This window comes from Cellulosimicrobium arenosum, assembly GCF_014837295.1.
GTDB classification, from domain to species: Bacteria; Actinomycetota; Actinomycetes; order Actinomycetales; family Cellulomonadaceae; genus Cellulosimicrobium; species Cellulosimicrobium arenosum.
The window spans coordinates 1-26971 of sequence record NZ_JACYHB010000019.1; the positions used below are offsets into that span (position 1 = coordinate 1).

Annotated in this window: 27 protein-coding genes and 1 pseudogene; 10 read left to right on the forward strand and 18 right to left on the reverse strand. The window is 73.8% G+C overall.

The window, feature by feature from the left end; all coding sequences use genetic code 11:
- Nucleotides 1–165: 165 nt before the first annotated feature.
- On the reverse strand, nucleotides 166–1161 hold the full coding sequence (locus tag IF651_RS16765; RefSeq protein ID WP_191830273.1) for an aldo/keto reductase: 996 nt from the start codon (nucleotides 1159–1161) through the stop codon (nucleotides 166–168).
- Nucleotides 1162–1269: 108 nt separating this feature from the next.
- Here IF651_RS16765 and IF651_RS16770 point away from each other — a divergent pair, with 108 nt between their 5' ends.
- Nucleotides 1270–2181 carry an aldose 1-epimerase family protein gene (locus IF651_RS16770; RefSeq protein ID WP_191830274.1) on the forward strand — a complete coding sequence of 304 codons (912 nt, stop codon included), beginning with the start codon at nucleotides 1270–1272 and terminating at the stop codon, nucleotides 2179–2181.
- 98 nt (nucleotides 2182–2279) lie between these two features.
- The gene (locus IF651_RS16775; RefSeq protein WP_191830275.1) at nucleotides 2280–2894 is read left to right on the forward strand and encodes a GDSL-type esterase/lipase family protein; all 615 of its coding nucleotides are present in this window, start codon (nucleotides 2280–2282) and stop codon (nucleotides 2892–2894) included.
- Nucleotides 2895–2927: 33 nt separating this feature from the next.
- On the opposite strand, the gene IF651_RS16780 is transcribed toward IF651_RS16775, so the two are convergent.
- Genes IF651_RS16780 through IF651_RS16790 form a run of 3 tightly spaced genes read right to left on the reverse strand, consistent with a single transcriptional unit; the run spans nucleotide 2928 to nucleotide 5233 of the window.
- Nucleotides 2928–3731, reverse strand: coding sequence for a DUF4097 family beta strand repeat-containing protein (locus tag IF651_RS16780; protein WP_191830276.1), 804 nt, complete (start codon nucleotides 3729–3731; stop codon nucleotides 2928–2930).
- Nucleotides 3732–3785: 54 nt separating this feature from the next.
- Entirely contained in the window at nucleotides 3786–4379 is a 594-nt protein-coding gene (locus IF651_RS16785) for a PadR family transcriptional regulator (protein WP_191830277.1), read from the reverse strand.
- On the reverse strand, nucleotides 4379–5233 hold the full coding sequence (locus IF651_RS16790) for a DUF4097 family beta strand repeat-containing protein (RefSeq protein WP_191830278.1): 855 nt from the start codon (nucleotides 5231–5233) through the stop codon (nucleotides 4379–4381). The genes IF651_RS16785 and IF651_RS16790 overlap by 1 nt, the downstream gene beginning before the upstream one ends.
- A gap of 162 nt (nucleotides 5234–5395) precedes the next feature.
- On the opposite strand from IF651_RS16790, the gene IF651_RS18375 reads away from it, so the two are divergent.
- A complete protein-coding gene (locus IF651_RS18375) occupies nucleotides 5396–5470 on the forward strand; it encodes a 50S ribosomal protein bL37 (RefSeq protein WP_099052597.1) in 75 nt (24 codons plus the stop codon).
- Between the two features lie 74 nt (nucleotides 5471–5544).
- On the opposite strand, the gene rsrA is transcribed toward IF651_RS18375, so the two are convergent.
- Both rsrA and IF651_RS16800 read right to left on the reverse strand, forming a co-directional pair.
- Nucleotides 5545–5895, reverse strand: a complete 351-nt coding sequence (rsrA, locus tag IF651_RS16795; RefSeq protein ID WP_191830279.1) for a mycothiol system anti-sigma-R factor — start codon at nucleotides 5893–5895, stop codon at nucleotides 5545–5547.
- Nucleotides 5892–6680, reverse strand: coding sequence for a sigma-70 family RNA polymerase sigma factor (locus tag IF651_RS16800; RefSeq protein WP_422110503.1), 789 nt, complete (start codon nucleotides 6678–6680; stop codon nucleotides 5892–5894). The genes rsrA and IF651_RS16800 overlap by 4 nt, the downstream gene beginning before the upstream one ends.
- Nucleotides 6681–6863: 183 nt before the next feature.
- On the opposite strand from IF651_RS16800, the gene IF651_RS16805 reads away from it, so the two are divergent.
- The 4 genes from IF651_RS16805 to hisN are packed head-to-tail and all read left to right on the forward strand — an operon-like array spanning nucleotide 6864 to nucleotide 10825.
- Nucleotides 6864–7496, forward strand: coding sequence for a DoxX family membrane protein (locus tag IF651_RS16805; RefSeq protein ID WP_241744563.1), 633 nt, complete (start codon nucleotides 6864–6866; stop codon nucleotides 7494–7496).
- Between the two features lie 49 nt (nucleotides 7497–7545).
- The gene (gene aroA / locus IF651_RS16810) at nucleotides 7546–8913 is read left to right on the forward strand and encodes a 3-phosphoshikimate 1-carboxyvinyltransferase (protein ID WP_191830281.1); all 1368 of its coding nucleotides are present in this window, start codon (nucleotides 7546–7548) and stop codon (nucleotides 8911–8913) included.
- Nucleotides 8913–9977 carry a ribosome small subunit-dependent GTPase A gene (gene rsgA / locus IF651_RS16815; RefSeq protein ID WP_191830282.1) on the forward strand — a complete coding sequence of 355 codons (1065 nt, stop codon included), beginning with the start codon at nucleotides 8913–8915 and terminating at the stop codon, nucleotides 9975–9977. Before aroA ends, rsgA begins: the two co-directional genes overlap by 1 nt.
- Nucleotides 9978–9994: 17 nt before the next feature.
- Nucleotides 9995–10825, forward strand: coding sequence for a histidinol-phosphatase (hisN, locus tag IF651_RS16820; RefSeq protein WP_191830283.1), 831 nt, complete (start codon nucleotides 9995–9997; stop codon nucleotides 10823–10825).
- Nucleotides 10826–10827: 2 nt separating this feature from the next.
- Here the strand turns inward: hisN and IF651_RS16825 are convergent, their stop codons facing one another.
- From IF651_RS16825 to IF651_RS16835, 3 genes are read right to left on the reverse strand one after another with little or no spacing between them, the layout of a single operon-like run.
- Nucleotides 10828–11373, reverse strand: coding sequence for a DUF6912 family protein (locus tag IF651_RS16825; RefSeq protein ID WP_191830284.1), 546 nt, complete (start codon nucleotides 11371–11373; stop codon nucleotides 10828–10830).
- A gap of 4 nt (nucleotides 11374–11377) precedes the next feature.
- Nucleotides 11378–12754: a CpaE/TadZ family protein gene (locus IF651_RS16830; protein WP_191830285.1), complete on the reverse strand. Its 1377-nt coding sequence runs from the start codon at nucleotides 12752–12754 to the stop codon at nucleotides 11378–11380.
- Nucleotides 12754–13467 carry a CpaB family protein gene (locus IF651_RS16835; protein WP_191830286.1) on the reverse strand — a complete coding sequence of 238 codons (714 nt, stop codon included), beginning with the start codon at nucleotides 13465–13467 and terminating at the stop codon, nucleotides 12754–12756. The genes IF651_RS16830 and IF651_RS16835 overlap by 1 nt, the downstream gene beginning before the upstream one ends.
- A 128-nt stretch (nucleotides 13468–13595) precedes the next feature.
- On the opposite strand from IF651_RS16835, the gene IF651_RS16840 reads away from it, so the two are divergent.
- The gene (locus IF651_RS16840; RefSeq protein WP_191830287.1) at nucleotides 13596–13811 is read left to right on the forward strand and encodes a helix-turn-helix domain-containing protein; all 216 of its coding nucleotides are present in this window, start codon (nucleotides 13596–13598) and stop codon (nucleotides 13809–13811) included.
- A gap of 47 nt (nucleotides 13812–13858) precedes the next feature.
- Here IF651_RS16840 and IF651_RS16845 read toward each other — a convergent pair whose 3' ends face one another.
- A complete protein-coding gene (locus tag IF651_RS16845; protein ID WP_191830288.1) occupies nucleotides 13859–14398 on the reverse strand; it encodes a hypothetical protein in 540 nt (179 codons plus the stop codon).
- A gap of 193 nt (nucleotides 14399–14591) precedes the next feature.
- On the opposite strand from IF651_RS16845, the gene IF651_RS16850 reads away from it, so the two are divergent.
- Nucleotides 14592–15614: a LysM peptidoglycan-binding domain-containing protein gene (locus IF651_RS16850; RefSeq protein ID WP_191830289.1), complete on the forward strand. Its 1023-nt coding sequence runs from the start codon at nucleotides 14592–14594 to the stop codon at nucleotides 15612–15614.
- Nucleotides 15615–15640: 26 nt separating this feature from the next.
- Nucleotides 15641–16201, forward strand: coding sequence for an Rv3235 family protein (locus IF651_RS16855; RefSeq protein ID WP_191830290.1), 561 nt, complete (start codon nucleotides 15641–15643; stop codon nucleotides 16199–16201).
- A 40-nt stretch (nucleotides 16202–16241) separates the two neighbouring features.
- Here the strand turns inward: IF651_RS16855 and IF651_RS18395 are convergent, their stop codons facing one another.
- The 8 genes and pseudogenes from IF651_RS18395 to mtrA form a co-directional block, all read right to left on the reverse strand.
- Nucleotides 16242–16808: an SEC-C metal-binding domain-containing protein gene (locus IF651_RS18395; protein WP_479682365.1), complete on the reverse strand. Its 567-nt coding sequence runs from the start codon at nucleotides 16806–16808 to the stop codon at nucleotides 16242–16244.
- Nucleotides 16800–19295: pseudogene (gene secA, locus IF651_RS16860) on the reverse strand (preprotein translocase subunit SecA); the annotation flags it as partial. The pseudogene secA and the gene IF651_RS18395, both read right to left, overlap by 9 nt.
- Nucleotides 19296–19474: 179 nt before the next feature.
- Nucleotides 19475–20722 carry a winged helix-turn-helix domain-containing protein gene (locus IF651_RS16865; RefSeq protein ID WP_191830312.1) on the reverse strand — a complete coding sequence of 416 codons (1248 nt, stop codon included), beginning with the start codon at nucleotides 20720–20722 and terminating at the stop codon, nucleotides 19475–19477.
- Nucleotides 20723–20862: 140 nt separating this feature from the next.
- Nucleotides 20863–21525 (reverse strand): ribosome hibernation-promoting factor, HPF/YfiA family, encoded by a 663-nt coding sequence (gene hpf, locus IF651_RS16870; RefSeq protein ID WP_191830292.1) that lies wholly within the window; start codon nucleotides 21523–21525, stop codon nucleotides 20863–20865.
- 196 nt (nucleotides 21526–21721) lie between these two features.
- Complete coding sequence (locus tag IF651_RS16875; RefSeq protein WP_191830293.1) at nucleotides 21722–22579, reverse strand: ComF family protein; 858 nt, start codon at nucleotides 22577–22579, stop codon at nucleotides 21722–21724.
- 132 nt (nucleotides 22580–22711) lie between these two features.
- Nucleotides 22712–24481 carry an LpqB family beta-propeller domain-containing protein gene (locus tag IF651_RS16880; protein WP_191830294.1) on the reverse strand — a complete coding sequence of 590 codons (1770 nt, stop codon included), beginning with the start codon at nucleotides 24479–24481 and terminating at the stop codon, nucleotides 22712–22714.
- Complete coding sequence (gene mtrB, locus IF651_RS16885) at nucleotides 24478–26289, reverse strand: MtrAB system histidine kinase MtrB (protein WP_338404032.1); 1812 nt, start codon at nucleotides 26287–26289, stop codon at nucleotides 24478–24480. The genes IF651_RS16880 and mtrB overlap by 4 nt, the downstream gene beginning before the upstream one ends.
- Nucleotides 26286–26969: an MtrAB system response regulator MtrA gene (mtrA, locus tag IF651_RS16890; protein WP_191830295.1), complete on the reverse strand. Its 684-nt coding sequence runs from the start codon at nucleotides 26967–26969 to the stop codon at nucleotides 26286–26288. Before mtrA ends, mtrB begins: the two co-directional genes overlap by 4 nt.
- Between the last annotated feature and the right edge of the window lie 2 nt (nucleotides 26970–26971).

The following is a 26971-nucleotide window of genomic DNA, read 5'->3' on the forward strand; positions in this document are numbered from 1 at the left end:
GGGGAGGGGCGGCGGCGGGTCGTGGCGGGCCTGGCGGGAGCCCGCGAGGAACGAGCGGGCGGATGGAAGACCCGCCGCCGCCCCTCCCCGCCCGGCCGCCGCACGCACAGACCGCGACCTTGCCGACGCGCCGACGCGCCGACGCGCCGACGCGCCGACGCAGGCTCACCACCGGTCGTGGATCTGCCCCCGGAGGTACTCGTCGTAGATCTCGCGCACGCCGGACGCGAAGAGCGGTCCGAGCACGTCGAGCGAGCCCGCGACCGCGTTCGAGCGTGCCTGGTCCACGTTCCGTGCGCCGGGGATGACCGTGGAGACGCCGGAGCGCTGCCAGATCCACGCGATGGCGGCCTGCGCGGGCGTCACGTCGGCGCCGAGCCGGTCGCGCACGAGAGCGGTGAACTCGCCCGCGGCCCGCACCCCGGTCTCGTAGTCCACGCCCGAGAAGGTCTCGCCGACGTCGAACGCGCTGCCGTCCCGGTTGAACGAGCGGTGGTCGTCGTCCGCGAAGGTCGTGGTCCGGGTGTACTTCCCCGAGAGCAGGCCGGACGCGAGCGGGACGCGGGCGATGATGCCCACCCCCGCGTCCGAGGCGGCAGGCAGGACCTGCTCGAGCGGCTTGAGCCGGAACGCGTTGAGGATGATCTGCACCGACGCCACGTGGGGCCGGGCGATCGCCGTCAGCGCCTCGTCGACGGTCTCCACGCTCACGCCGTAGGACGCGATCGCGCCCTCCGCCCGCAGGGTGTCGAGCGCATCGTACACCTCGTCGCGCGAGTACACGTCGGTCGGCGGGCAGTGCAGCTGCACGAGGTCGAGGCGCTCGGTGCCCAGGTTGCGCCGCGACCGGTCGGTCCACTCGCGGAACTTCGCGAGCGTGAAGTTGTCGGGGTCCTGCTCCTCGCGGCGACCCATCTTCGTCGCGACGGTGATCGAGTGGCCCGGGTTGTCGGCGAGGTAGGAGCCGATGACCTGCTCGCTGCGCCCGTCGCCGTAGACGTCGGCGGTGTCGAAGAAGGACACGCCGGCCTCGGCGGACGCGTCGAGCACCGCACGGGCGTCGGCCTCGCTGACGTCTCCCCAGTCGGCACCGAGCTGCCAGGTCCCCAACCCGACGACCGAGACGAGTCGTCCCGTGCGTCCGAGCACTCGTCGTTCCATCGTTCCTCCTCGTGCTGCGTCGGGCGCGGCGGTGCGCGCGCCCGACCACCGAGTCTGACGGGAGCCGGTCGATCCCGCACCCGCGCGCGCCGAGTACCGTATGTGAGCGTGAACACCTACGCCCCCACCGGAGCCCAGCTCCGCATCGTCCACGGAGACCACGCCGCCACGATCACCGAGGTCGGAGCTGCCGTGCGCGAGTACACCGTCGGCGGCCGACCCGTCTTCGTCCCGTTCCCGGCCGACGAGCTCTCGCCCGCCTTCAACGGCGGTGTGCTGGTGCCCTGGCCCAACAGGTTGCGCGACGGCGCGTACGAGCTGGACGGCACGGCGTACCAGGTGCCGATCACCGAGCCGCGCCGAGGCACCGCGCTGCACGGGCTCGCCTGCTGGCAGCGGTGGGGCGTCGTCGAGCACGACGTCGCCACCGTCACGCTCGAGCTCGCCCTCGTCCCGACCCCCGGCTACCCGTTCTCCGTCGTCACGCGCGTCACGTACTCGCTCGGGGACGACGGGCTGCACGTGCGGGTCCGGACGACCAACGTGGGACCCGGGGCGGCGCCGTACGGCGTCGGCTTCCACCCGTGGCTGTCCCCGAACGGCGCGGACCTGGACGAGTGCACGCTCCGCCTGGACGCGACGACGCGCGTCACGACCGACGACCGGCTGCTGCCGACGGGCACGGAGCCGGCGTCGGGCTCGTTCGACCTGCGCGAGGCCCGCCCGCTCGCCGGGGTGGATCTCGACGACGCGTACGTGGACGTGCTCCGCGACGACGACGGCCTGTCCTGGACACGGCTCGCGGCCCCGGACGGTCGCACGGCGGCGATCTGGATGGACTCCACCATGGACACATGGCAGGTCTGCACGGGCGACCACGTCGACCCGGCGTTCCGCCGGTCAGGCGTCGCCGCCGAACCCATGAGCTGCATCGCGGACGCGTTCCGCACGGGCGACCGGCTCGTCCGGCTGACCACCGGCCAGACCCACGAGGTCACGTGGGGAGCGACGCTGCTGTGAGCCGCGCGCGCGGCGACGGCGGAGCGGGCGGCCCCCCGACACGCCGCTGAGACGTGGACGGGTCGTCCGCCGGCCCCCGCGTCGGCGACAATGGCTCCGTGGAGGACGCCGCTCATCGAGAAGTTCGCATCTGCGTCGTCGGCGACGAGCTGTGCGCCGGCGCCGGGGACGCCAAAGCCCTGGGGTGGGCGGGCAGGGTGGTGGCACGCACGCACTTCCCGCACCCCGCCTACGTCTTCCCGCTCGCGATCCCGGGCGAGACCACGACCGCGCTCAGCCAGCGCTGGGAGACCGAGACGGTACGGCGCTTCGCCACGGACCCGGACGTCGACAACCGCCTCGTCGTCGGGCTCGGACGGCACGACCTGGACGCGGGGCTGTCCGTCGCGCGGTCGCGCCTCAACCTGGCGAACATCCTCGACGTGGCGGACTCCCAGCGGCTGCAGACGTTCGTCGTCGGCCCTCCGCCCGGCCGTCCGCAGGACGGCCCCCGCCTGGCCGAGCTGTCCAACGCCTTCGCCGACGTCGCCAACCGCCGCCGGGTGCCGTACGTGGACACGTTCAGCCCGCTGGTCACGCACGAGCAGTGGCTCGCGGACCTGGCGCAGAGCGGCAACGGCCTCCCCGGGCAGGCGGGCTACGGGCTCATGGCGTGGCTCGTGCTGCACACCGGCTGGCACGCCTGGCTCGGGCTGCCCGACGCCGCGGCCTGAGCCGCGGCGTCGGGTGTCCCGCGGGGCGCGGGCTCAGCCGCGTGAGACGGTGACGTCCCCCGAGACCGTCCGCGCCGACACGTACGCCGCTGCGGCGCCGCGCGGGTCGACGTGGTCGACCTTGGTCGAGCGCTGCGCCGAGCTCTCGAGCGGGGCGCCGTCGAGCACCACCTTGCCGTTCACGCTGCGCGCCCGGATGTTGACGGGGGTTTCGGGGCCCAGCCGCACGGCGACGTCCCCGGAGACCGTCTTCGCCTCGACGAGCGGCGTCTGCTCGCGCGCGACGATCTCCACGTTGCTCGAGACCGTCGAGACCGAGGCGCGGCCGAGCGTCCCGACCAGGTTCACGGCTCCCGACCCGGTGCTCACGCGCACGTCGCCGAGGTGCTCGAGCACGTCGACCGACGCCGATGCTGTCTTGACGGAGACGGCGCCGCTGGAGCCCTGCACGCGCACCGGTCCCGTCGCGGTCGCGACCGTCAGCGCACCGCGCGTGCCGGTCGCGGTCGTGGCGGCCACCGACGTGGAGAGCTTCAGCGCGACGTCCACGGGGACGGTCAGGCGCACCGTGGCACTGTCCTTGTCGCGCATGCCCTTGGCACGTTCGACGATCCCCTCGAAGCCCGAGAAGTCGTAGCCGATCCTCAGGTCGCCGTCGTGCGCGCTCACCTGCAGCGGTCGCTCGGAGATCTCGGCGACCTCGACGTGCGCTCCCGACGTGCGCGCCGGGTCGGCCACGACGTCGAGCGAACCGGCGTTCAGCTGGACGACGACGCGGCGGACCTCGTCCACGTCGATGTTCTGCGGGGCGTTGATCACCCAGGACTCTGTAGTCATGTGCACTCTCCTCGGGTCGGGATTCCTGTGGTCGGTTCGTGTGGTTCGTGCGGATCAGGGAAGGGTCGCGCGCACGGCGTCGCGCGCGCCGTCGAGCACGGTGCGCAGCGTGTCGAGCGACACGTCCGTGACCGCGCCGGACGCGTCGGCGCGGCGCAGGTCGGCCCGGACCTCGTCCCGGAACCGGCGCAGCGCGACCTCGGCCTCCGCGCGACGCCGGGCCGAGTCGCGCCGACGCCCCTCGCTCGCGTCGGGACGTTCGCGCGCGGACCGGGCCGCCGCGGTGAGCTCGGCACGCAGCCCCGCGAGGGACCCCTGGACGTCGGCGCGCAACGCCTGCGCGCGGCGTCGCACCGTCTCGGTGATGTCGTGCTCGAGCGCGAAGACGTCGTCCCGCCGGGCTGCGAGCTCCGCCCGCCCGGCGGGGGTGAGCTCGTAGGTCGACTTGCGACCGTCCTCGCTGCGCACGACCAGGCCGTCCTCCTCGAGCCGGGCCAGGCGCGGGTAGATGGTTCCCGCGCTCGGGCGGTAGGTCCCGCCGAACCGCTGGGAGAGCTCCGTCATGAGCTCGTACCCGTGCTTGGGCCCGGACGCGAGGAGGGCCAGCAGGTAGAGCCGGAGCTGCCCGTGGGCGAACACGGTGGCCATCAGCGACCGACCGCCCCGTCGTCGACCGGCGCCGCGGGGACGGCGCCGTCGTGGGCACCGCGCAGGACCGTGACGCCGCCGGAGACGGCTGTCACCTCGACCGGTCGCCCGGGGCCGTGCACGGCCGCCCGTGTGAAGGAGCCGAACGAGACGTGCTGCGCCTCGCCGTCCACGACGACGCGTCCGCTCAGGCAGCGGACGGCGTAGTCCATCAGGTCCGGGTCCGGGAGGCGGACGAGCACGTCCGCGGACACGGCGTTGACGCGCACCACGGACGGGGTCGTGCTCGTCGCCACCGTCACGGTGCCCGACACGGAGTCGACGGTCAGCTCGCTCAGCGCGCCGGTCGCCGTCAGAGCCCCGGAGACCGACTCCATCTCCAGGCGTCCGTCGTGCTCGCTCGCCGCGACGTCACCCGAGACGGTGTCGACGTGGAGCGTGCCGCAGGTCCGGCTCGCGACGAGCGCACCGGAGACCGTCGCCAGGTACGCGCCGTCGTGCAGCCCGGCGACGAGCGCCTCCCCCGTCACGGTCCGGACCCGGACCTGGGTGCCGGCCGGCACCGCCACGTGGATCTCCGCGGCGTCCGTCCCCGTGTACGAGCGGAACCGCTCGACGAAGCCCCGCCATCCGACGCTGACGGGGCCGTGCCCGATCCGGAGCGCGTCGCCCGCGTACTCGACCTCGAGCGGACGTCCGTCGACCGCGTGGACCTCGACCCGCGCGTCGGTGCGCCCGGGATCGTCGTGGGCGACGACGTCGACGCGCCCTCCGAGCACCGTCGCGTCGAGCGAGCCGACGCGCTCGAGGTCGATGATCTGGGGACCGTCGACGGTCCAGCTCTCGCCGTTCATCTGTGTTCCGTCCTCCTGGGAGCCGTCCAACCGGCCACACGCGATATATCGCGTCAGACAGACACGATATATCGCGTTCGCCCGCAGGGCAAGGTGTCCTGTGTGGGACCATGGAAGGCAGTCGGGGCCCGATCCCCGCACGAGACCCCACGGGAGAACACCATGAGCAAGCGCGGACGCAAGCGTCGCAGCCGCAAGGGCAACGCAGCGAACCACGGGAAGCGCCCCAACGCCTGAGGCGACACGAGCACAGCACGAAGGCCCGGACCGACACCGTCGGTCCGGGCCTTCGTCGTCCCTGGGACGAGCGCTCAGCGCTCCTCGATCACCGCGGTGGTGGTGGTGGTCGTGATCGAGGTCGCCGTCATCACGGTCAGCTGCGCGTGGATGCGTGCCCGCAGCCCCGCGGGCGCCTGCTCGTGGCAGGACCGCTGCACGAGACGCTTCACGAGCTCCTCGACGCTCAGCTCCGCGAGGCACGGCGAGCAGTGTGCGACGTGCGCGCGCATCTGCTGCTCGTCCTCCGGCGTCATCTGCGAGTCCAGGTACTCGTAGAGGTGCAGGAGCGCGTGCTCGCACTCCGACTGCCCCTGCGTCGAGTGCGGGATGGGGGTGACCGTGGCCCCCGCGTCACTCTCCTGTGCGTGCTGGCCCGTGCTCACGACTCACCTCCGGCGTTCTTCGCTCCGACCAGGCCGCGCCTGGTCGCGTAGTCCGCGAGCAGCTCGCGCAGCTGACGCCGGCCGCGGTGCAGGCGGGACATGACCGTTCCGATCGGTGTCCCCATGATCTCCGCGATCTCCTTGTAGGGGAAGCCCTCGACGTCGGCGTAGTACACCACCATGCGCCGATCCTCCGGGAGCTCGGCCAGGGCACGCTTGACGTCGGAGTCCGGGAGCCGGTCCAACGCCTCCGCCTCGGCCGAGCGCAGACCCTGGGACGTGTGCGACGCCGCCCGGGCGATCTGCCAGTCCTCGACGTCGTCCGTCTGCGCCTTCTGCGGCTCACGCTGCTTCTTGCGGTAGGTGTTGATGAACGTGTTCGTCAGGATCCGGTACAGCCACGCCTTGAGGTTCGTCCCCGGTCGGTACTGGTGGAACGCCGCGAACGCCTTGGCGAACGTCTCCTGCACGAGGTCCTCGGCGTCCGTCGGGTTGCGCGTCATGCGCAGGGCCGCGGAGTAGAGCTGGTCGAGGTACTGCAGGGCGTCCTGCTCGAACCGGGCGGCACGCGCGGCGTCGCTCTCCGCCGCGGGCGCACGGTCGGTCTCGGTGCTCTCGTCCGGGTTCGCGTCGTTGCTCGCGTCCGGGGCGGAGGTGGGTGGCGTCGTCATCACCGACGAGCCTAGTCCTCCACGGCCCCGTCCGTCCGGCGAGCCGACAGCGAGAACGCGCGTGGTGGGCCAGCCGGCGGTGGGCTGCGCGGGTGCGGACGGTCGCAGGGCCACGGACGGCGGCTGGACCTGGTGCTCGAGAACGCATGTCACGACCTCTCCAACGGTTCCCCGGCCCGTCCCATTCCCGACGGCCCCGCGCGGCGAGGAGTTCCCGCCGACGAGCCGTGGCGGGTGGCGCGGCGGCGCCGCGCGAGGCAGGCTGGGACAGAACGCCCACCTGCGAAGGAGTCCCCCATGCCGATGCTGCTTCGTCAGCTCGCGAGGCCGATGCTGGCCTCGTGGTTCGTCTACGACGGCGTCCAGGCCGCGATCCGCCCCGCCGAGCACGTCCGCGCGGCCCGGAGCGGTGTCGAGCTCGTCGAACGGAGCGTCGGCGTCGAGGCACCGCTCAGCGAGAAGCAGGTCACCGCCCTCGTCCGTGCGCACGGCGCGGCGACGGCGCTGGCCGGGCTCTGCCTCGCCGTCGGCAAGGCGCCGCGGACCGCGTCCCTCGCGCTCGCGGCGCTCACCGTCCCGCTCGCGGTGGTGAACCAGCCCTTCACCTCCGGCGAGGCGACGCGGGCAGAGCGGACCCGTCGGTTCGTCACGAACATCGGCGCGATCGGGGCCGCGCTCATCGCCGGTGCGGACTACGAGGGCCGGCCCGGGGTCCAGTGGCGGCTGGCGAAGGCGCGGCACGACCTCGCGCTCGCCAAGGACGCCAAGCAGGAGGCGCTCGTCGCGAGCGCCAAGGACGCTGCGCACCAGACCGGTCGGTCCGCACGCAAGGCGGCCAGGTCCGCGCGCACGTCCGCCGAGCAGGCGGCCGCGAGCGTGTCGCACGCGGTGCACGACGCCGGCGACGCCGTCCGGGCCACGGTCTCCTGAGCGGCGGACGCTCCGCCGTCGGGCCGCGACGCTCCACTAGCCTGGGGCCATGACCGACGTGCGCCCCGACTCCCCCGCCACCCCTGCCGCCGACGGGGACGGCTGGCCCGCGCCCGTCGCGGGCGGACCGCTCGACGCGACCGTCGAGGTGCCCGGGTCGAAGTCCCTGACGAACCGCCTGCTGGTGCTGGCCGCGCTCGCCGACGGGCCCGGCGTCCTGCGCGGCGCGCTGCGCTCGCGCGACGCGGACCTCATGGTGGCGGGGTTGCGCTCGCTCGGCGTCGAGGTCGCCGAGGGCGACGCCGCGAGCGAGCTGCGCGTGACGCCCGGCCCGCTGCGAGGGCCGGCGGAGGTCGACTGCGGGCTCGCGGGCACGGTCATGCGGTTCCTGCCCCCGGTCGCGGCGCTCGCGGACGGGACGGTCCGGTTCGACGGCGACGAGGGCGCGCGGGTGCGCCCCATGGGTCCCGTCCTCGCGGGCCTGCAGGCGCTCGACGTCGGGGTGGGAGCCGGCGAGGGCGGCCCGGTCACGTCCGGCCGCGCGCCGACGACGCTGCCCTTCACGATCCGCGGGCGCGGCCACGTGCGAGGCGGGTCCGTCGACGTCGACGCGTCGGCGTCGAGCCAGTTCGTGTCCGGGCTGCTGCTCGCCGCCGCCCGGTTCGACCAGGGCCTGACGCTGCGGCACACCGGCCGGACCCTGCCGAGCATGCCCCACATCGACATGACGGTGCAGGTCCTGCGCGACGTGGGCGTCGTCGTCGACGACTCACGGGCCTCGATCTGGCGGGTCGAGCCGGGCACGATCGCCGCGCGCGACGTCCGGGTCGAGCCCGACCTGTCCAACGCCGGGCCGTTCCTCGCGGCCGCACTCGTCGCGGGTGGGACGGTGCGCGTCGCAGGGTGGCCGACGACGACGACGCAGCCGGGTGCGATGCTCGGCGACCTGCTCACCGCCATGGGCGGGCACGCGACGCTCGCGGACGGTGTCATGACCGTCACCGGTACGGGAGAGGTCCGCGGTGTCGACGTCGACCTGCACGCCGCGGGCGAGCTCGCGCCCACGATCGCGGCGCTCGCCGCGCTGGCCGGCTCCCCCAGCCGGCTGCGCGGCATCGCGCACCTGCGCGGCCACGAGACGGACCGGCTCGCGGCGCTCGCGAGCGAGATCACGCGCCTCGGGGGGCAGGCGGAGGAGACCCGCGACGGGCTCGTCATCACGCCGAGGCCGCTGCACGGGGCGACGTTCCGTACGTACCACGACCACCGGATGGCGACCTCGGCCGCGCTCCTGGGACTGCGCGTCCCGGGCGTCGTCGTCCAGGACGTGGCGACGACCGCCAAGACCTTGCCCGGGTTCACGGGCATGTGGGACCGCATGCTGGCCGGTGCGTCCGTGGGAGCGGCGACGCGCTGATGAGCCGGCTACCCGACGAGTCGGACTTCCGGTCCCGCCCCACCAAGCGGGGCAGCCGGCCGCGCACCAAGCAGCGCCCCGAGCACGCGGACGCGGTGTCGGGCTTCGTGATCGGGGTCGACCGCGGCAGGTACACGCTGCTCGTCGGGGGCGAGGACGTCGGGGGCGACTCCTCCGCAGGTGCCGACGAGCGCACGGTGACCGCGATGAAGGCCCGCGAGCTCGGTCGGACCCGCGTCGTGTGCGGGGACCGCGTCGGCATCGTGAGCGACGTCAGCGGCGACGCCGGCACCCTCGCGCGCATCGTGCGGATCGAGGAGAGGTCGTCGGTGCTGCGTCGTACCGCCGACGACACGGACCCCTACGAGCGGGTCATCGTGGCCAACGCCGACCAGCTCGTGATCGTCACCGCGCTCGCCGAGCCCGAGCCGCGGACGCGGATGATCGACCGGTGCGTCGTGGCCGCGTACGACGCCGGCATGGACGTGCTCCTGTGCCTGACCAAGGCGGACCTCGCGGATCCCGCCCCCCTGCGCGCCCTGTACGAGCCGCTCGGCGTCTCGGTGGTCGTGACGCGGCGCGTACCGACGACGGACGACGACTGGGAGATCGAGCCGCTCGACGCGGTGCGGGACGCGCTCGCCGGCCGCGAGTCGGTGTTCGTGGGGCACTCCGGCGTGGGCAAGTCGACGCTCGTGAACGCGCTCGTGCCCGACGCCGGCCGCGCCACCGGCGTCGTCAACCAGGTCACGGGCCGGGGCCGGCAGACGTCGACGTCTGCCGTCGCGCTGCGGCTGCCCGGTGGAGGGTGGGTCATCGACACCCCCGGCGTGCGCTCGTTCGGCCTCGCGCACGTCGAGGTGGACCACCTGCTGAGCGCGTTCGAGGACCTCGCCGAGGTCGCCGCCGAGTGCCCGCGCGGGTGCACGCACCTCGACGACGCTCCCGACTGCGCGCTCGACGACTGGGTCACCGCGTCGCCCGACGCGCCGACCCGCGACGCACGCGCCGCGAGGGTCGAGTCCTTCCGCCGGGTGCTCGCGTCCCGCACCGGCGGCGCCTGACCGCTACGGTGTCACCCATGGTCACCCCCTCGACGCGCGGATACGACGACGACCTGCGCCTCGCCCACGTCATCGCCGACCAGGTCGACGCCCACACCATGTCGCGCTTCAAGGCGCTCGACCTGCACGTCGAGTCCAAGCCGGACTCGACCCCGGTGAGCGACGCCGACCGCACCGCCGAGGAGATCATCCGGGCCCAGCTCGGCAGGGCGCGCGGGCGCGACGCGATCGTGGGCGAGGAGTTCGGCGAGACCGGGCACGGTTCGCGCCGCTGGATCATCGACCCCATCGACGGGACGAAGAACTACGTGCGTGGCGTCCCGGTGTGGGCGACGCTCATCGCGCTCGCCGACGGCGACGACGTCGTGGTCGGCCTCGTGTCCGCACCCGCGCTCGGGCGGCGCTGGTGGGCGGCGAAGGGGACCGGCGCGTGGACAGGCAAGTCGCTCGCCGCCGCCTCGCGCCTGCAGGTCTCCGGGGTCGCGGAGTGGTCCGACGCCTCGCTCGCCTACTCGTCCCTGACGGGGTGGAAGGAGCAGGGCCGTCTCGACGCGTTCCTCGGCCTCATGGACGACGCGTGGCGCACGCGCGGGTACGGCGACTTCTGGTCGTACATGCTCGTCGCCGAGGGTGCGGCCGACGCCGCCGCCGAGCCGGAGCTCGAGCTCTACGACATGGCCGCGCTCGTCCCGATCGTCACGGAGGCCGGCGGACGGTTCACGTCGCTGGACGGCACCCCGGGGCCGTGGGGCGGCAACGCCGTCGCGACGAACGGGCTGCTCCAGGACACCGTGCTCGAGCGGATCGGCGACACCGTCCACGCGAGCGGCGCGCGGCCCGAGGCCTGACCTCAGGCCCGCGGGACCGCCGCGATCTCGGACCAGTCGTACCAGAGCAGGTCACGGTCGGTGACACGCTCCAGCGCTGCGTCGAGCGCCGCGTCCGCGTCCGGACCGTCACCGTCCGCTGCGGCGAGGACCGCTGCCACGTCCGGCGCTGCCTCGACCTCGTCGACGTGCACGCACACGACGGCCACGTCCGGCACGGTCTGCACGATGTCGACGGCGCTCGGCGACAGGTCTTCGTCGTCGGTGCCCGCCGGACGCGCCGATCCGCCCGGCCCCGCGAGCTGGACCGCGGCGTCGGGCACCTCGAGCGTCACCACGAGCCGCTGACGCGGTGCGCCCGGCCGCGCGGCGACCAGGGCGAGCGAGTCGTCTGCGGCCTCGAGCGCCGCGGCGAACTCCAGGCCTTCGTCGTCCTCGTCGGGCAGCTCGCGGGTCAGCGCCGTGGTCACCGCGTGCGCGCCCCGGGGCCGCACGGTCCACCGCGCGGCGTCGCGCGTCAGCACGACGTCGTCGAGCTCGTCCAGGGTCGCGGGCAGGTAGATGCGCATGGGATCAGTGTGCCGCTTCGAGGCTGCGCGCGGCGCTCCCGGGAGCGGGGCGCGCGGGCACGACCTCGCGCAGGTGCTCCGCGACCCGCGCCACCGCGCGCCGCGCCGACCCGCTCGGCGACACCTCCGGGAGCGTCCTGCCCTCGCGCAGCGCGACGTCGAGCGCGCCGTCCTCCGGGACGACGAACAGGTCGGCGACTCCCGCGTAACGCTCCATCGCCAGGCGCACCGCACTCTCCGGACGCGGTCCGACGACGGCCGCGCGGACCCGGTTCACCACGACGACCCGCTCCGCGGAGAGCGCGACGCCGCTGTCGGCGAGCTCGTCCAGCGACCGGACGAGACGCTGCAGTCCGACCGGGTCGGCGGACCCGACCACGACGACCGCGTCGGCCGCGGACAGGGCGCTGAGCGTCGCCCCGTTGCGCTGCGGCGCGCGGGTGTCATAGCTCAGCAGCTCGTCGCGCTCGACGCAGAATCCGCAGTCGACGACGGTCCAGTCCGCGAGCGTGCGGGTCACGTCCCACACGGCGTCGAGGGACGGGCCGGGCAGCTCGGGCCAGCGGGCCGCGCGGGCGATACCCGTCAGGACGCGCAGCCGGGGCGCGACGACCGGCGTCAGGCGCGCGAGCGTGGCCGCGGACAGCATGCCCTGCGCAGCGCCCCGGGCCGCCGCCGCCAGGCCGGGCGACTCGTCGAGCAGCCCGAGGCGCTGCGCGATCGTCCCTCCGTACGTGTCGGCGTCCACCAGGACGACGTCCGCCTCCGGCCCGCGGGGAGCCGTCGCGGGCAGGTCGACCTCAGAGACCGCACGACGTGCGCGGCGCGGACGCCTGCCCGGGGCGCGGGGTCCCGACAGCTCCGCGGCGAGGTTGACCGCGAGCGTCGTGCGTCCGGGTGCGCCCGTCGGTCCCCAGACGGCGACGAGGCGGCCGTCGCGCGGAGCCTGTGACCCGAGGGCACTCTCCTGGGGGGCCGTCGGCGGCAGGGCCGGCCCGCCAGGTGCCGCGGAGGCGCCGCGCGCCGTGTCGCGGACCGCGTCGCGCAGCCCGGCGGCGGGTGCCGACAGGTCCACGACGGTGTCCACGCCGAGCGTCACGAGCATGTCACGCTCCCACGGTTGGCCGGCGATCGCCACGACCCGCACCGCGTGCGCGTGCAGGTGCGCGATCGCGTCCCGGTCGAGCGACGGCAGGTCCGCCGAGACGACGGCGACCCGACCGGCACCGGCCGCGGCAGCCGCGAGGAGCTCGACGACGTCGGCGCAGCGCCGCGTCACCTGCAGTCCGGAGCCGGGCGCGTCGAGCGCCGTCACGACGCCTGCCTCGCCCGGCCCACGCACCGCGCACAGGACGGTCGCGACGGCCGTCGCCCCCGCCATCAGGCACCGCCCCGGGGGACGACGGCGAGGTCGCCCTCACCGGTCACCGCGCTGAGGACGGTCGGCAGGTCGGCCACTGGCACCAGGGTGTGGACCGTGACGGGACCGCCCGCGACCAACGATCCGCCGCCCTCGTCGACCTGCGCGACCGTCACGTCGGAGACCAGCTCGACCGGGTCGCGGGGCGCGTCGTCGTCACCCTCCGCGGCGTCCTCCGCCGGGACGTACCAGAGGTCGACCTGCGTCCCCGGGGCGATCCGGTCCGACAGCCCGGTGGTCACCGGGACGGCGACCGACCGCACCTCGAGATCCTCCGCGCTCCCGTAGGCGGACGGGCGCACGAGCTCGCCCGGTTCGAGCGCCCGGAGCATCACCGCGTCGTCCGGCAGCGGCGCGTCCGCGTGCACGTAGCCGTCGTCCACCGGACCCAGCTGGACGTCGACGATGCGCAGGTCCTGTGCGGCGACGGGGTCGCCCGGCAGGAGCACGCCGGCAGCCGCGTAGACCGGCACCGTGCGGCTCGCCGAGCCGACCGCCCACGACCCGAGCGCGACCGAGCAGGCGATCACGACGACGCCGATCAGCAGGCGCGGGTCGCGCCAGGTAGGTCGACGTAGCCGCGACGCCGTGGGTGATGCCGCGCCGGGCCGTGCGCCGTCGCGTTCCGCGAGCTCGGGCCGGTCTGGCGGGGCAGGGTGGATCGTCTGAGTCATCGTCGTCCCGTCCGTGGCGTCGAAGAGCGCGGGTGCGCTCCGAGGTCATGATGGTGGCTCGGGCGCCACCGTGCCGAGGCCCTGTGGAGAACAGCGTCCCGGCGAGGAGCGCGTGCCAGACTTGGGCCATGGCACAGCGCTTCCTCACACTCGCCGACGTCACGGAGGAGCTCAACATCTCTGCGGCGCAGGCGTACGCGCTCGTCCGTTCCGGCGAGCTCCCCGCGATCCAGGTCGGCGGTCGCGGTCAGTGGCGGGTCGAGGCGTCGGAGCTCGAGACCTACATCCAGCGCCTGTACGCCCAGACCCGCCAGCGCATCGACGCGGGCGAGTTCGAGGCCTGACACCCCGCGCACCGAGCGGTCGCTGCACCGTTCCCCCTGCGGTGCGGTCATCTGGTGCCCGTCCCCCCGTCCGACTCGCTCACGCACACCAGCGCGGCGAAGGGCACCGTCCGGGTCCCGTGCGACTGCCCGGGGGCGACCTCGAGGTCCAGGTGGTCCTTGCCGACCCTCGCGATCCAGCCGGGATGGACGCCCGCGAGGGTGCTCACCTGTACCGGCCGACGGTCGCGCATCAGCGCGCGCAGCACGTGGCCCACCCCGTAGCCGTCGCCCCGAGGACCCGGGGCAGGTCGCGCGGTCCGCGCGAGTCCTTGCACCGTGACGACTGCCGAGGTGAGGACCACGTGCTGGCGTGTCGCGTCCGTGAGCAGCAGCCAACCGGTGCCGAGATCGTGCAGCCGACCCGAGACACGCGAACCGTCCCGCAGCTCGAGCGTCACGACGTCCCGGGTGTCGCGCAGCCGCTCCGCGAACGTGATCGTCGCGTGCTCTGCGCGCGTGAGGTCGGCGACAGCGACGTCACGGTCCGCGCGCTCCGCCGCGACCAGCTGCGCCGCGAGATCGTCGAACAGCGCCTCCCATCGCACGCGCACACCGTAGCGGGCACCCACCCCTGCCTTGTCGCAGCCGTCCACATCACGAGAAGTCGCTGGACACCCATGCCCATTGCCGCTTAGATGGCTTGAGGACGATCAAACAACATCAAACAGCATCTGAAGATATCGAGTCACATCAAGCAGCAGACATGCGCACGGCACGTCCAGCGGATCGGGGAGCACCATGGGAGCACGGACACGACCGGACCTGGACGGAGAGGTACGACCGGCTCCGGCAGCCGACGCGTCGTCCGCCGCGAGGGTGCTGCTCCTCGCGCTCGTCACGGGCGTGGCGACCGCGGTCCTCGCCTGGAGAGCGGGGGTGGTCGCGGCCGATCTCGCCCCGCTGCGCGTCGAGGACTGCCTCGAGCTGCTCGCGCTCGCGGTGGGGATCCTCGCGGCGGGCTGGCTGGCACTGGCCTCCCTGCTCGCCCTCCTCTGCGTCCTCGTGCGGGCCGGAGGGCGCTCCTGGGCGCGCGGCGAGCGCCTGCTCGTGCGGCACGCGCCCGCGGTCGTCCGGCGCGCGGCGCGCGTCGGCGTGAGCCTGTCGGTCGGTGCTGGCCTCGTGCTGGGAGCCGGGACCGCACAGGCCGCAGAGCTCGAGCCGCCCGAGCAGCAGAGCGCGGTCGCCGTCGACCTCGGCTGGCGGGAGGCGCCCGCGGCCGCGACTGCCGACGCCAGGCAGACCCCGGCGGCGGCCGACGCCGGGCAGAAGCCGGAGAGCGTGCCGGATCCCGCCGCCGCAGCGGACCACGGAGGCGGCACGGCACGTCCGGCTCCGAGCCCGTCGAGCACGACGACGGGCGCGAGCACGTCCACCTCGACCACCGAGACGGTCGTGGAGAACGCTCCGACGAGCGCTCCGGACACCCCCGAGGCCGCGTCGGCGCGCGGGACCGACGTCCCCGCACCGGCGCCCGCCGCCGCGGCGGCGGCCCCGTCCGTGCCCGCGCAGACCCGCGACGCCGTCCTCACGGTCCGGCGCGCGCAGCAGCCGGCTCCCACCGGCACCACCAACCCCGCGGAGGTCGTCGTGGTCCGTGGCGACAACCTGTGGAGCATCGCCGCTCGGCAGCTCCCGGCCGACGCGTCCGCCGCCGACGTCGGTGCCGAGGTCGAGCGCTGGTACGCGGCGAACCGGGGCGTCGTCGGGGACGACCCCGACCTGATCCGACCCGGCCAGGTCCTCGTCCCGCCGCCCGCCTGACCGTCACGAGCACAAGGAGCACGGCTATGACCGCACCGACCGTCACGTCCTTCTCTGCGCCGTCTTCCACGACGCGCGCCCGCACCGCGGACGTCCCCGCCGCACCCTCCCCGGCACGGCTCCTGCGCTGCATCGGGGAACGCGCCGCCCCGGAGATCGACACCCTCGCGCCCCACGTCCCGCAGCACCTCGTCCGCCGACGCCCGCTCGGCGAGGCGACCGCACCCGGCCCCGTCGCCGACCCGCGTGCTCTGTGCTGCGCGGTCGTCCGTGCCGCCGTCGAGGTGCTGCGCGGCGAACGCACGGTCCACCAGCTCGCCCGGTGGGTCACCCCCGAGATCTACGACGCGCTCGCACGGCGGGCCCGCCTCGTCGTCGACGCCCGGGCGCTCACCCCCGTGACGGCCGGCGCGCCCGAGCCGACGACGCGGCCCGTCAGCGTCCGCCGCGCCCGGGTCGTGCGGCTCGGCGAGTCCGTCGCCGAGGCCACGGTCGTCGTCCAGGACGGGGACCGCGTGCGTGCAGCAGCAGCGCGTCTCGAGCTACGACGAGGCGTGTGGCGCGTCGTCGTGCTCGAGATCGGCTGAGACGACGAGGGTTCCCCGCGCGCGGTGACCCGGGACGCGCCTACTCCTCGTTCCTGCCGTGGCAGACCTTGTACTTCTTGCCCGAGCCGCACGGGCACTGCGCGTTGCGGGGTGTTCCCGGGAAGGTCCGCCCGTCGCTCTCGACCGATGCCGCCTCACCGTGCAGCGCACGACGCGACCGGCGGCTCGACGCACCGGTCACGACGGCCTCCCCCGTGCCGTCCTCGCTCGGCGCGCTGTACGACAACGGCACCTGACGGTCCGGGCCGTCGAGGCCCTTCGCGAGCAGGACCCCGTTGCCCCGGTCCTGGGCAGCCGCGGGTTCCTCGACCGGCACGTCCTGCGTGGCCGTGTCCTGGGCAGCCGTGTCCTGGGCGGGCGCGTCCTGGGCGGGCGCGTCCTGCACCGGTGCGTCCTGCACCGGTGCGTCCTGCACGCTCTCGTCGGCGACGGGTGCGTCCTCGACGGGCGCGTCCTGCACCGCTGCGGCGGACACGCCTCCGGCGAGCGCCTGACCGCTCGCCGAGCGCGCCACCTGAGCCGCGTTGGCCGCGTCGATCACCGGCGGCTGCCCCTCGGGCGCGGCGCCGGGCTCGGCGACCTTCACCTCGAGGTTGAACAGGTAGCCGACCGTCTCCTCCTTGATGGCCTCGGTCATGGCCTGGAAGAGCTGGAAGCCCTCGCGCTGGTACTCGACCAGCGGGTCGCGCTGCGCCATCGCACGCAGCCCGATCCCTTCCTTGAGGTAGTCCATCTCGTAGAGGTGCTCGCGCCACTTGCGGTCGAGCACGGACAGCGTGACGCGCCGCTCGAGCTGGCGCATGTTCGCCTCGCCGAGCGACTCGGTGCGGTTCTCGTAGGCGATCTTCGAGTCCGACAGGATCTCCTCGAGGATGAGCTCGCTCGACAGCCGCGTCGGTCCTCCTGCCTGCTCGACGACCTCGTCGACCTCGATCGAGACGGGGTAGACGGCCTTGAGAGCGGTCCACAACGCCTCGAGGTCCCACGTCTCCGGGTTGCCCCCGGCCGTCGCGCCCTCGACGTAGGCCGTGAGCACGTCGGTCCGGAAGTGCTGCACCTGCTCCTGCAGGTCCTCGCCCTCCAGCACGCGGCGGCGCTCGTCGTAGATGACGGTGCGCTGCCGGGCCAGGACGTCGTCGTACTTCAGGACGTTCTTGCGGATCTCGAAGTTGCGGGACTCGACCTGGCCCTGCGCGCTCGCGATGCCGCGGGTGACCATCTTGGACTCGAGCGGGACGTCGTCGGGGAAGCCCGCGCGGTTCATCATCGACTCGGCGAGACCGGAGTTGAACAACCGCATGAGGTCGTCCTGCATGGAGAGGTAGAACCGGGACTCCCCCGGGTCACCCTGCCGTCCGGATCGACCGCGGAGCTGGTTGTCGATCCGACGTGACTCGTGGCGCTCGGTACCCAGGACGTACAGGCCACCGAGCTCGACGACCTCGTCGTGCTCGGCCGCGACCGCCGCCTTCGCCTTCTCGAGCGCGTCGGGCCAGGCGGCCTCGTACTCCTCGGCGTTCTCCGCGGCGTCGAGCCCACGTGACTCCATGTCTGCGACGGCCATGAACTCCGCGTTCCCGCCCAGCATGATGTCCGTACCGCGACCGGCCATGTTCGTCGCGACCGTGACGGCTGCCTTGCGGCCGGCCTGCGCGACGATCGAGGCCTCGCGCGCGTGCTGCTTCGCGTTGAGCACCTCGTGCGGGACGCCCTGCTTCTTCAGCTTCGCCGACAGGAGCTCGGACTTCTCGACGCTCGTCGTGCCGACCAGCACCGGTTGCCCGTGCGCGTGCCGCTCGACGATGTCGGCGACCACGGCGTCGAACTTGCCGTCCTCGTTCTTGTAGACGAGGTCGGCCTGGTCGATGCGCTGCATCGGACGGTTCGTCGGGATCGGCACGACACCGAGCTTGTACGTGCCCTGGAACTCCGCGGCCTCGGTCTCGGCCGTACCGGTCATGCCGGCGAGCTTGGCGTAGAGACGGAAGTAGTTCTGGAGCGTGATCGTGGCGAGCGTCTGGTTCTCCGCCTTGATCTGCACGCCCTCCTTCGCCTCGATCGCCTGGTGCATGCCCTCGTTGTAGCGGCGGCCGGGCAGGATGCGACCGGTGTGCTCGTCGACGATCATGACCTCGCCGTTGAGGACGACGTAGTCCTTGTCGCGCTTGAACAGCTCCTTGGCCTTGATCGCGTTGTTGAGGAAGCCGATGAGCGGCGTGTTGAGCGACTCGTAGAGGTTGTCGATGCCGAGGTAGTCCTCGACCTTCTCGATCCCCGGCTCCAGGACGCCGACCGTGCGCTTCTTCTCGTCGACCTCGTAGTCCTGCTCGACGTTCAGCCGGCGCACGACCTTGGCGAACTCGCCGTACCAGCGGTTCGCGTCACCCGACGACGGACCGGAGATGATGAGCGGCGTCCGCGCCTCGTCGATGAGGATCGAGTCCACCTCGTCGACGATGGCGAAGTTGTGGCCGCGCTGGACGAGGTCGTCGGGCGACCAGGCCATGTTGTCGCGCAGGTAGTCGAACCCGAACTCGTTGTTCGTGCCGTACGTGATGTCTGCGGCGTACTGCTCGCGCCGCTCGGCCGGCGTCTGGCCCGAGATGATGCAGCCCGTCGTCAGCCCGAGGAACCGGAAGACACGACCCATGAGCTCGCTCTGGTACTTGGCGAGGTAGTCGTTGACCGTGATGACGTGCACGCCCTTGCCCTCGAGCCCGTTGAGGTAGGCGGCCGTCGTCGCGACCAGCGTCTTGCCCTCACCGGTCTTCATCTCGGCGATGTTGCCGAGGTGCAGCGCTGCACCGCCCATGAGCTGGACGTCGAAGTGGCGCTGGCCCAGCGTGCGGCGCGACGCCTCGCGCACGGCCGCGAAGGCTTCCGGGAGCAGGTCGTCCAGGGACGCCCCGTCCTCGATGCGCGCCTTGAACCGGTCGGTCTCCTCGCGGAGCTCCTCGTCGGAGAGATCCTCGAAGCTGGGCTCCAGCTTGTTGACTTGGTCGGCCAGACCGGACAGCTTCTTGAGGATCCGACCCTCGCCGAAGCGCAGGACCTTATCGAGGATCGCAGGCACGCAGAACTCCCGTATCGATCGCGTCCCCGGGCCGGGTGGACCGGGAGGGTGCCGCGCCCGCACCGCGCAGTGGTGCACGGGTGGGACGTCGGCAACGTCACAGACCATCGTAGGCGAGTCGGGGACCGGCGCGTCCCGCCCGCCCGTTCGCCGACGACGAACCGGCCCGTCGCGTCGGGTCAGCCCGCGCCGCGGACCGCGGCGGACAGGTCCGGGGCGAGGTCTCCGGACGGGGCGACGTCCACGTCGGGCACCCCGAGCCACGCACCGAGGACACGCAGCTCGGCGGCGAGCCGACCGGCCGTCGCGGTGCCGGCAGCCTGCTCTCGGTGCGCGGACAGGACGCGCAGCACCCCGTCCCGGCGGTCGGCCTTGAGGTCGACTCTCGCCGTGATGTCACCGTCCTCGAGGAACGGCAGCACGTAGTACCCGTGGACCCGCTTCGCTGCCGGCACGTAGATCTCGATCCGGTAGCGCACCCCGAAGAGCCGCTCGAGGCGCGTGCGCTCGAAGACCACCGGGTCGAACGGGTTGAGCAGCGTCGTCGCGGTCGCGTGACGCGGCAGCACCGCATCCGCGTGCAGGTACGTGGGCTCGTCCCAGCCGCGCACGGCGACCGGGCGCAGCGTGCCGGCGTCGACCAGCTCGGCCAGCGCGGTCCGCACGCCCGGGCCGCCGATGCGGAAGTAGTCCTTGAAGCAGCGCAGCGTCCCGACCCCGTGCGCGCGCGCGCCGATCTCCAGCAGCGCCCGCACCGCGTCGGCGTCCGCCACGGGCGGGAGCGCGAGCACCGCCGGCGGCAGGACCCGGTCGGTGAGGTCGTAGCACCGCTCGAACGCCGCGTTGCGACGCGTCGAGGTGACCTCCCCGGTGAAGAACAGGAACTCGAGCGCCCGCTTGGCCACGGTCCAGTTCCAGCCCCACCGGGACATGTCTCGAGGGTGCGAGCGCCCCTCGGCCTCGAGGATCGCGTGCACCTCGCTCGCGGTGACAGGTCCGCGCTCGGTCACGAGCCGACGGACGTCCTCGACCGCCGCCGAGTGGCTCATCTCGACCGAGCTGATCGATCCCCACGCCTCGGTGCGGTAGCGCCGGCGACGCCACTCGAGCAGCGGCCACGTGCTCGGCGGCACGTAGGACGCGACGTGGGCCCAGGTCTCGACCAGACGGCGGGGCGCACGGCCCGCGGCGCGGTCGAGCAGCCCCGTGTCGTAGGGACCGATCCGCGCGTAGAGCGGCATGAGGTGCGCGCGGGCGAGCACGTTCACGGAGTCGATCTGCAGCAGCCCCAGCCGGTCGATCACCCCCTGCACGTGCCGCATCGTGGGTGCGCCGGCCCGCGCCGCGCCGCCAGGGGAACCGAACGGCCGTGGCCGATGCAGTCCTTGGGCGGCGAGCGCGACGCGACGTGCCTGCGCGAGCGACATCGACTCGAGAGTGACCACGTCCCGATCCTGCCCCGGGCCACCCACACGGGCCCCACGCCCGCCCCCACCTCGTCCGGAGCGAGCACGCCGTACCTGACGCCGTAGGACGCCTACCTGGCGACCTACGCGTCAGACCGAGGTCAGGCGGACTTCTCGACCTTCTGCTCGGCGCAGTCGCACGCCGTGTCGAGCGCGACGACGCCGTACGTCCACCCGCGCCGACGGTAGGCGACGGACGGTCGCGAGGTCTCGACGTCGACGAAGAGGTAGAAGTCGTGCCCGACCATCTCCATCTCGTACAGAGCGTCGTCCATCGTCATGGGCTCGGCGGAGTGGAGCTTCTGCCGGATCACGATCGGGGAGTCCCCGTCCCCGATCGTCGTCTCGACGGCCTCGCCGGGGTGGCTCGGCGTCGTCGGCGCGGGCGGCTCCGGTGCACCGTGCTCGGCCGGGTCGAACGGCCGGACGTCGACCGGGGGCGTCACCGTGTGGTTGCGGTGGTGGTCCTTGCGCCGGTCACGTGCCCGGCGCAGCCGCTCCGCCAGCTTCTCCATCGCGAGGTCGAGGGCTCCGAACCGGTCGTCCGCAGCGGCCTCCGCCCGGACCACGGGCCCCTTCGCCCGCACGGTCAGCTCGACGCGCTCGCGGACCCCGGAGAGCCTCGGGTTGTTCTCGTGCGTCACCTCGACGTCCACGCGCTGTGCGCTGGGCGAGAGCTGCTGGACCTTGGCGAGCTTGTCCTCCGCGTGACGGCGGAACCGGTCCGCCACCTCCGTGTGCCTGCCGACGACGACGATCTCCATGTGAGCCTCCGCGTTGGGGTGTACGGGACCCGGCCGTCGAGCCGAGCCCGGTCCGAATGAGTGCGGGGCACCCGCGCCGGGTGCCGGTGGTCCACCACCTCCCCGCGACAGCCGTGTCACGGTGTCGCGCTCGGTTCGCTCGCGCGGCGACGGGCACAGGTGTCCTGGGCTCCCGCACGTCCGCGGCGACTGGTCCTCAGCCTAACCCTGACCCTCGGGTGTCGGCAGCACCAACGACAGGTGAACCGACCGGGCCGCCCGCGACGAGCTCGTCCTGCCCGCGGACGCCTCGGGGTGGCGGCGTCGCCACCAGCACGAAGGCCCCGAGCACCGCGAGCCCGGCACCGTTGAGGGCTCGCTCGCACGCGGCGACCGTCGCGCCGGTCGTGAGCACGTCGTCCACGACGACGCACGCCGCACGCTCGCGCACGCGTGGCTCCGCCCGGACACGACGTCCCGGCCGGACGGCCGTCAGCCGGGTCCCCCGACCGCGCGACCCCTGGCCGACCTGGTCGCGCGCCGGGCCGTCCCGCACGAGCACCCGAGCGGTGCGTGCGCGGCAGCCCGCCGAGCGCAGCCCGTCGACGAACGCGTCGGCGAGCACCACCACGGGTTCGCGGCCGCGGGCCCGGCGAGCCCCCAGGGAGGACGGCGCGGGCACCACCCGCACCTCGCCGTCGCGGCCGGCCGCGGGTCCGGCCGCGGCGCGCAGCAGCGGCGCCAGCTCGCGGCCCGCCGCACGCACCGCGGCACGCAGGGGTCGATCGAGGTCGGCCCTCCCCCGGTCCTTCCAGGCCACGACCACCTCGCGCAGCGGACCCGCGTACGACGCCAGCGTCCACACCGGCAGCGGCGCCAGACCGTCCAGCCGGTCGAGCCGCGGAGCACCGTCCTCGGCGCGCCGCGGCGGTCCTCCCAGGGGAGCCAGGCACGGGTCGCACCACGCGACGTCGGGCAGGTCGCAGCCCGGGCAGGAGACGGGCACGACGAGACGCGCCACGTCGCGCACAGCACGCTCGACGACGGCCCACGCTGCAGGACGAGCACCACGCACCCACCCATCCTGGACCGGGCGCCGCGGACGCACCGCCGCGGCACCCGGACGCTGTGGACGACGCCGTGCAGCGACCGTCCTGGGGAAGTCTGGGGAAGCCTGTGGAAGCCCAGACGAGCCGCGGTCCCCGGATCAGCCGGGGTAGGTCGGCAGGACGACGTCCGTGGCGACCCGCGTCCAGAGCGTCGAGCTCCCTGCGGAGTACAGGCTGCGGTCTCCCGTGCCGAGCAGCACGGACGAGACGCCGGGACCGGCCGCGAGCCAGTCGGCGTCCTCCAGCGGTGACGCCTGGCGCGTGGGCCCGCCGACGGGCACGAGCTGCAGGCGTGGCGACACGTCGGTCGCGGTGCGGCCCAGCACCCCCAGCAGCGCCGTGTCCGTCCACATGACCTGGGACGCGCTGGTCACGGGCTGCCCGACGCGCACCGGGTCGGACACCTGGACGGGCAGCCCCGACTCGTCGCGCACGACGCCGGCGACATCGACCCGCACGCTCGTGCCGGACGTGCTCACGACGGCGAGGCGGGCGCCGTCGGGCGCCACGCGGACGCTGACGGCCCGGCGCTCCTCGAGCCACGGGACGGGGACCGTCGCACTCACCTCACCGTCGAGGGAGACCACCTCCAACGACCCGCCCTGCACCGCCGGCCCGCTCCACACGAGGCCGAACCGGTCGATGCCGGGCGCCAGCAGCCCCTCGCCCTCGAGCAGCACGACACTGTCGGAACCGTCGTGGGGCGCCGTCACGAGCCGGTCGGTGCCGTCGCGCACGACGAAGGTCGAACCGGACGACGACCCGCGGAACGCGAGGGCCGTGGGGTCCAGGCCGGCCAGGGGTGCGACGCCCTCGACCGGTTCGGTGCTCCTGCCCTCGAGCGTGGAGACGTCGTCGCCGACCAGGACGACGGGGTCGTCGGGCGTGACCGCGGGGCCGATGTCGGGTGTCGGGCCCGCGGCGAGCGGAGCACTGCCCACGGACAGCTGGACGACCGGCCGCGCAGGATCGGCGAGGGACGCCTCGAGCTGGGCCACGAGCATGCCCCGGTCGGTCGTCGACATGGCGGACGCCGCGTCGGTGAGGGGCACGACGACGGGCCCCGTGTCGGCCACGGTCACCGAGTCGATGCTCAGGCCGATGCCTTCCGGGGTGGCGGTCGTGACCGCCCCGCTGAGCCACTCGGCGGGGCCGGCGAGCGTCTCGCGCACCGCGAGCGTCTGCCAGTTGCGCCCCGGGAACCAGCGCTCGTCGGGCACGAGGTAGCGGCGGTCTGCGGTCGGGAAGTAGAGGTCGGTCGCGCGGTACGTCCGGTCGAAGTTCGTGCGCGTGATCGCCAGCCCGTCGTCGGTGGTCTCGATGCGCCACTGCCCGTCGCTGTCGCGCGCGAGCTCGTAGACGAGCTCGGTGGTGCTGCCGGGCAGCTGCTCGGTGTACACGCCCCGCGCGTCGACCACCCCGACGAGCTCGGCGGTGGCGCGCACCGTCGCGGTGTCCGCGTCGGCCGCCGAGTCGTCCACGTCGAACGTCGGCTCCGTCGCGAGGACCGCCACCTGGGCGAGCGGGCTCCACGACGAGGCCGACGCCGGCGTGAGGAACTCGGTCGCGACGTCGAACGTCCCCGTCGCGCCCGAGACCTGGGCCGCGAGGAAGCCCTGGACGATCTGGTCGGGGGGCGCGTCCTGGCGTGGCGAGTTCGCCTGCAGGAACACCGGCCCGGGTGCCGCGACGACGGCCTCGCCCTCCATCACGGGGCCGGACGTCGGGATCGCGGCGCACGCACCGAGGACCGTCGCGCACACCACCACGACGACGGCGAGGACGACCCGGCGGACCGGCCGCGTCGTCGGCGGCGATCCGGTGCGCGCGGTCGTGCGCGACGTCGCGCGGTCGCGGTCGTGGCTCATCGGTCCTCCTCCGCGGGGTCGGTCGCGGTCCCCGGGACGCGTGCGCCGGCGACCGGGACGACCGGGAGCTCGCCCGTCAGGGCCGGCAGCCCGGCCGGGTCGACCGTACCGTCCACGTCCTCGGTCACGGCGGCGGCGGACGACCCGTCCCACTCGTGGGCCAGGCCGCGCCCCGCGGACGCCTCCGTGACCAGCGGCAGCGGCGAGGACCGGAGCTGGATGCCGGCCCGCCGCGGCAGCGTCAGGCGGAAGCTCGCTCCCCGGCCCGGTCGTCCCCACGCCTCGAGCCAGCCGCCGTGCAGGTGCGCGTCCTCGAGCGAGATCGCGAGCCCGAGCCCGGTACCGCCGGTCGTCCGGGCGCGGGCCGGGTCCGCACGCCAGAAGCGGTCGAACACGTGCTCCACGTCGTGCGGGGTCATCCCGACGCCGTGGTCGCGCACGACGACGGCGACCGCGTGCCCGTCCCCCTCGACGGTCACCTCCACCGGATGGTCCTCGGCGTGCTCGATCGCGTTGACCAGGAGGTTGCGGACGATGCGCTCGACCCGACGCGGGTCGACGTCGGCGGTCAGCCGCTCGTCCGCCAGGTGCACCGACAACCACACGCCCTTGCGCTCCGAGAGCGGCGCGGCGTGCTCGACCGCGGCCAGGACGACGTCGCGCACGTCGCGCCGCTCGGCCTCGAGAGCGGCGGCCCCCGCGTCGAACCTGCTGATCTCGAGCAGGTCGGCCAGCAGGTCCTCGAACCGGTCGAGCTGGGCCTGCAGGAGCTCCGTGGAGCGCCGGGACACCGGGTCGAACTCGTCGCGCGAGGTGTACAGGACCTCGGACGCCATGCGGACCGTGGTCAGCGGCGTGCGCAGCTCGTGCGACACGTCGGACACGAAGCGCCGCTGCAGCATCGACAGCTCCTCCATGCGCCCGATCTGCTCCTGGAGGCTCTGGGCCATCTCGTTGAGGGTCCGTGCGAGGGAGGCCATCTCGTCATGACCCTTGACGGGCAGCCGCTCGTCGAGGTGACCGTCCGCGAGGCGCTCCGCGACGCGGGCCGCCCCGCGCACCGGCTGGACCACCTGGCGGGTGACGATGGCCGTGATCCCCGCCAGGAGGGCGAGCATGATCAGCGCGCCGACGAGCAGGACCGACTGCAGGAAGCCGAGTGTCTCCTGATCCGCCTCCAGGTCGTAGAGGTAGTAGAGCTCGTACGTGCCGGCGACCGGCACCTCGACGGTCGACCCGACGACGACGCCCGGCACGACCTCCGTGCCAGGGGCGTCGGGGTCCGGGATCGCGACCGGCTGGAGCTGCTGGGCGCCGTCGGCCGCGATCGTCGCCGCACGCATCTCCGGGGACACGAGCTGCGCGAGCTCGCGGTTGGACGACACGTCGAGCACGACGTACGGCTCGCCCTGAGCGCGCCAGAGGAACACCTCGCGCGAGGCGGAACCGCTCGACTGGAGCATCTCGTTGAGGTCGTACAGCAACGACTGGGCCTCGGACGCCGTCGCGGCAGGTGACGCGTCGAGGGTCCGGCGGGCCTGGGCCGTGGACTGTGCGCTCTCGAGGTCGATCTCCGCGATCCGGCGGTCGAACAGCCCGTCGCGCATCGAGTCCGACAGGTACGCCCCGAGCGCGGCGACCGCCACGACGCCGACCACGAGCACCGACGACACGACGCGCAGCTGCATCGAGGAGCGCCAGCGCCACACGCTCTGTCGTACCAGCACCCGCACGCGGCGTCGCGCCCGGCGCAGGGCCGCGCGACCGCGGCCCAGGACCGTGCGCCAGCCCGCGCCGTGCTCGCTCACGTGCGCGCCGCGCCCGCCTTGTACCCGACGCCGCGGACGGTCAGGACGATCTCGGGGTTCTCCGGGTCGTGCTCGATCTTGGACCGCAGGCGCTGGACGTGGACGTTGACCAGCCGCGTGTCCGCGGCGTGGCGGTAGCCCCACACCTTCTCGAGCAGGACCTCTCGCGTGAAGACCTGCCAGGGCTTGCGCGCGAGCGCGACGAGGAGGTCGAACTCGAGCGGCGTGAGCGCGATCGCCTCACCGTCGCGGGTCACGCGGTGGCCGGTCACGTCGATCTCGACGTCGCCGACCCCGATGTGCTCGGGCGCGGGCTCGTCGCTGCGGCGCAGCCGCGCCCGGATCCGTGCGACGAGCTCCTTGGGCTTGAACGGCTTGGAGATGTAGTCGTCCGCGCCCGACTCGAGACCGAGGACGACGTCGACCGTGTCGCTCTTCGCCGTGAGCATGATGACCGGGACACCGGACTCCGCCCGGATGAGGCGGCACACCTCGGTCCCGTCCTTGCCCGGCAGCATGAGGTCCAGCAGGACGAGGTCCGGCTGCGTGCTGCGGAACGCCTCCAGGGCACGGTCCCCGTCCTCGCAGAAGACCGGATCGAAGCCCTCGGAGCGCAGCACGATGCCGATCATCTCGGCCAGGGCGGTGTCGTCGTCGACCACGAGCACTCGAACCTTCATGC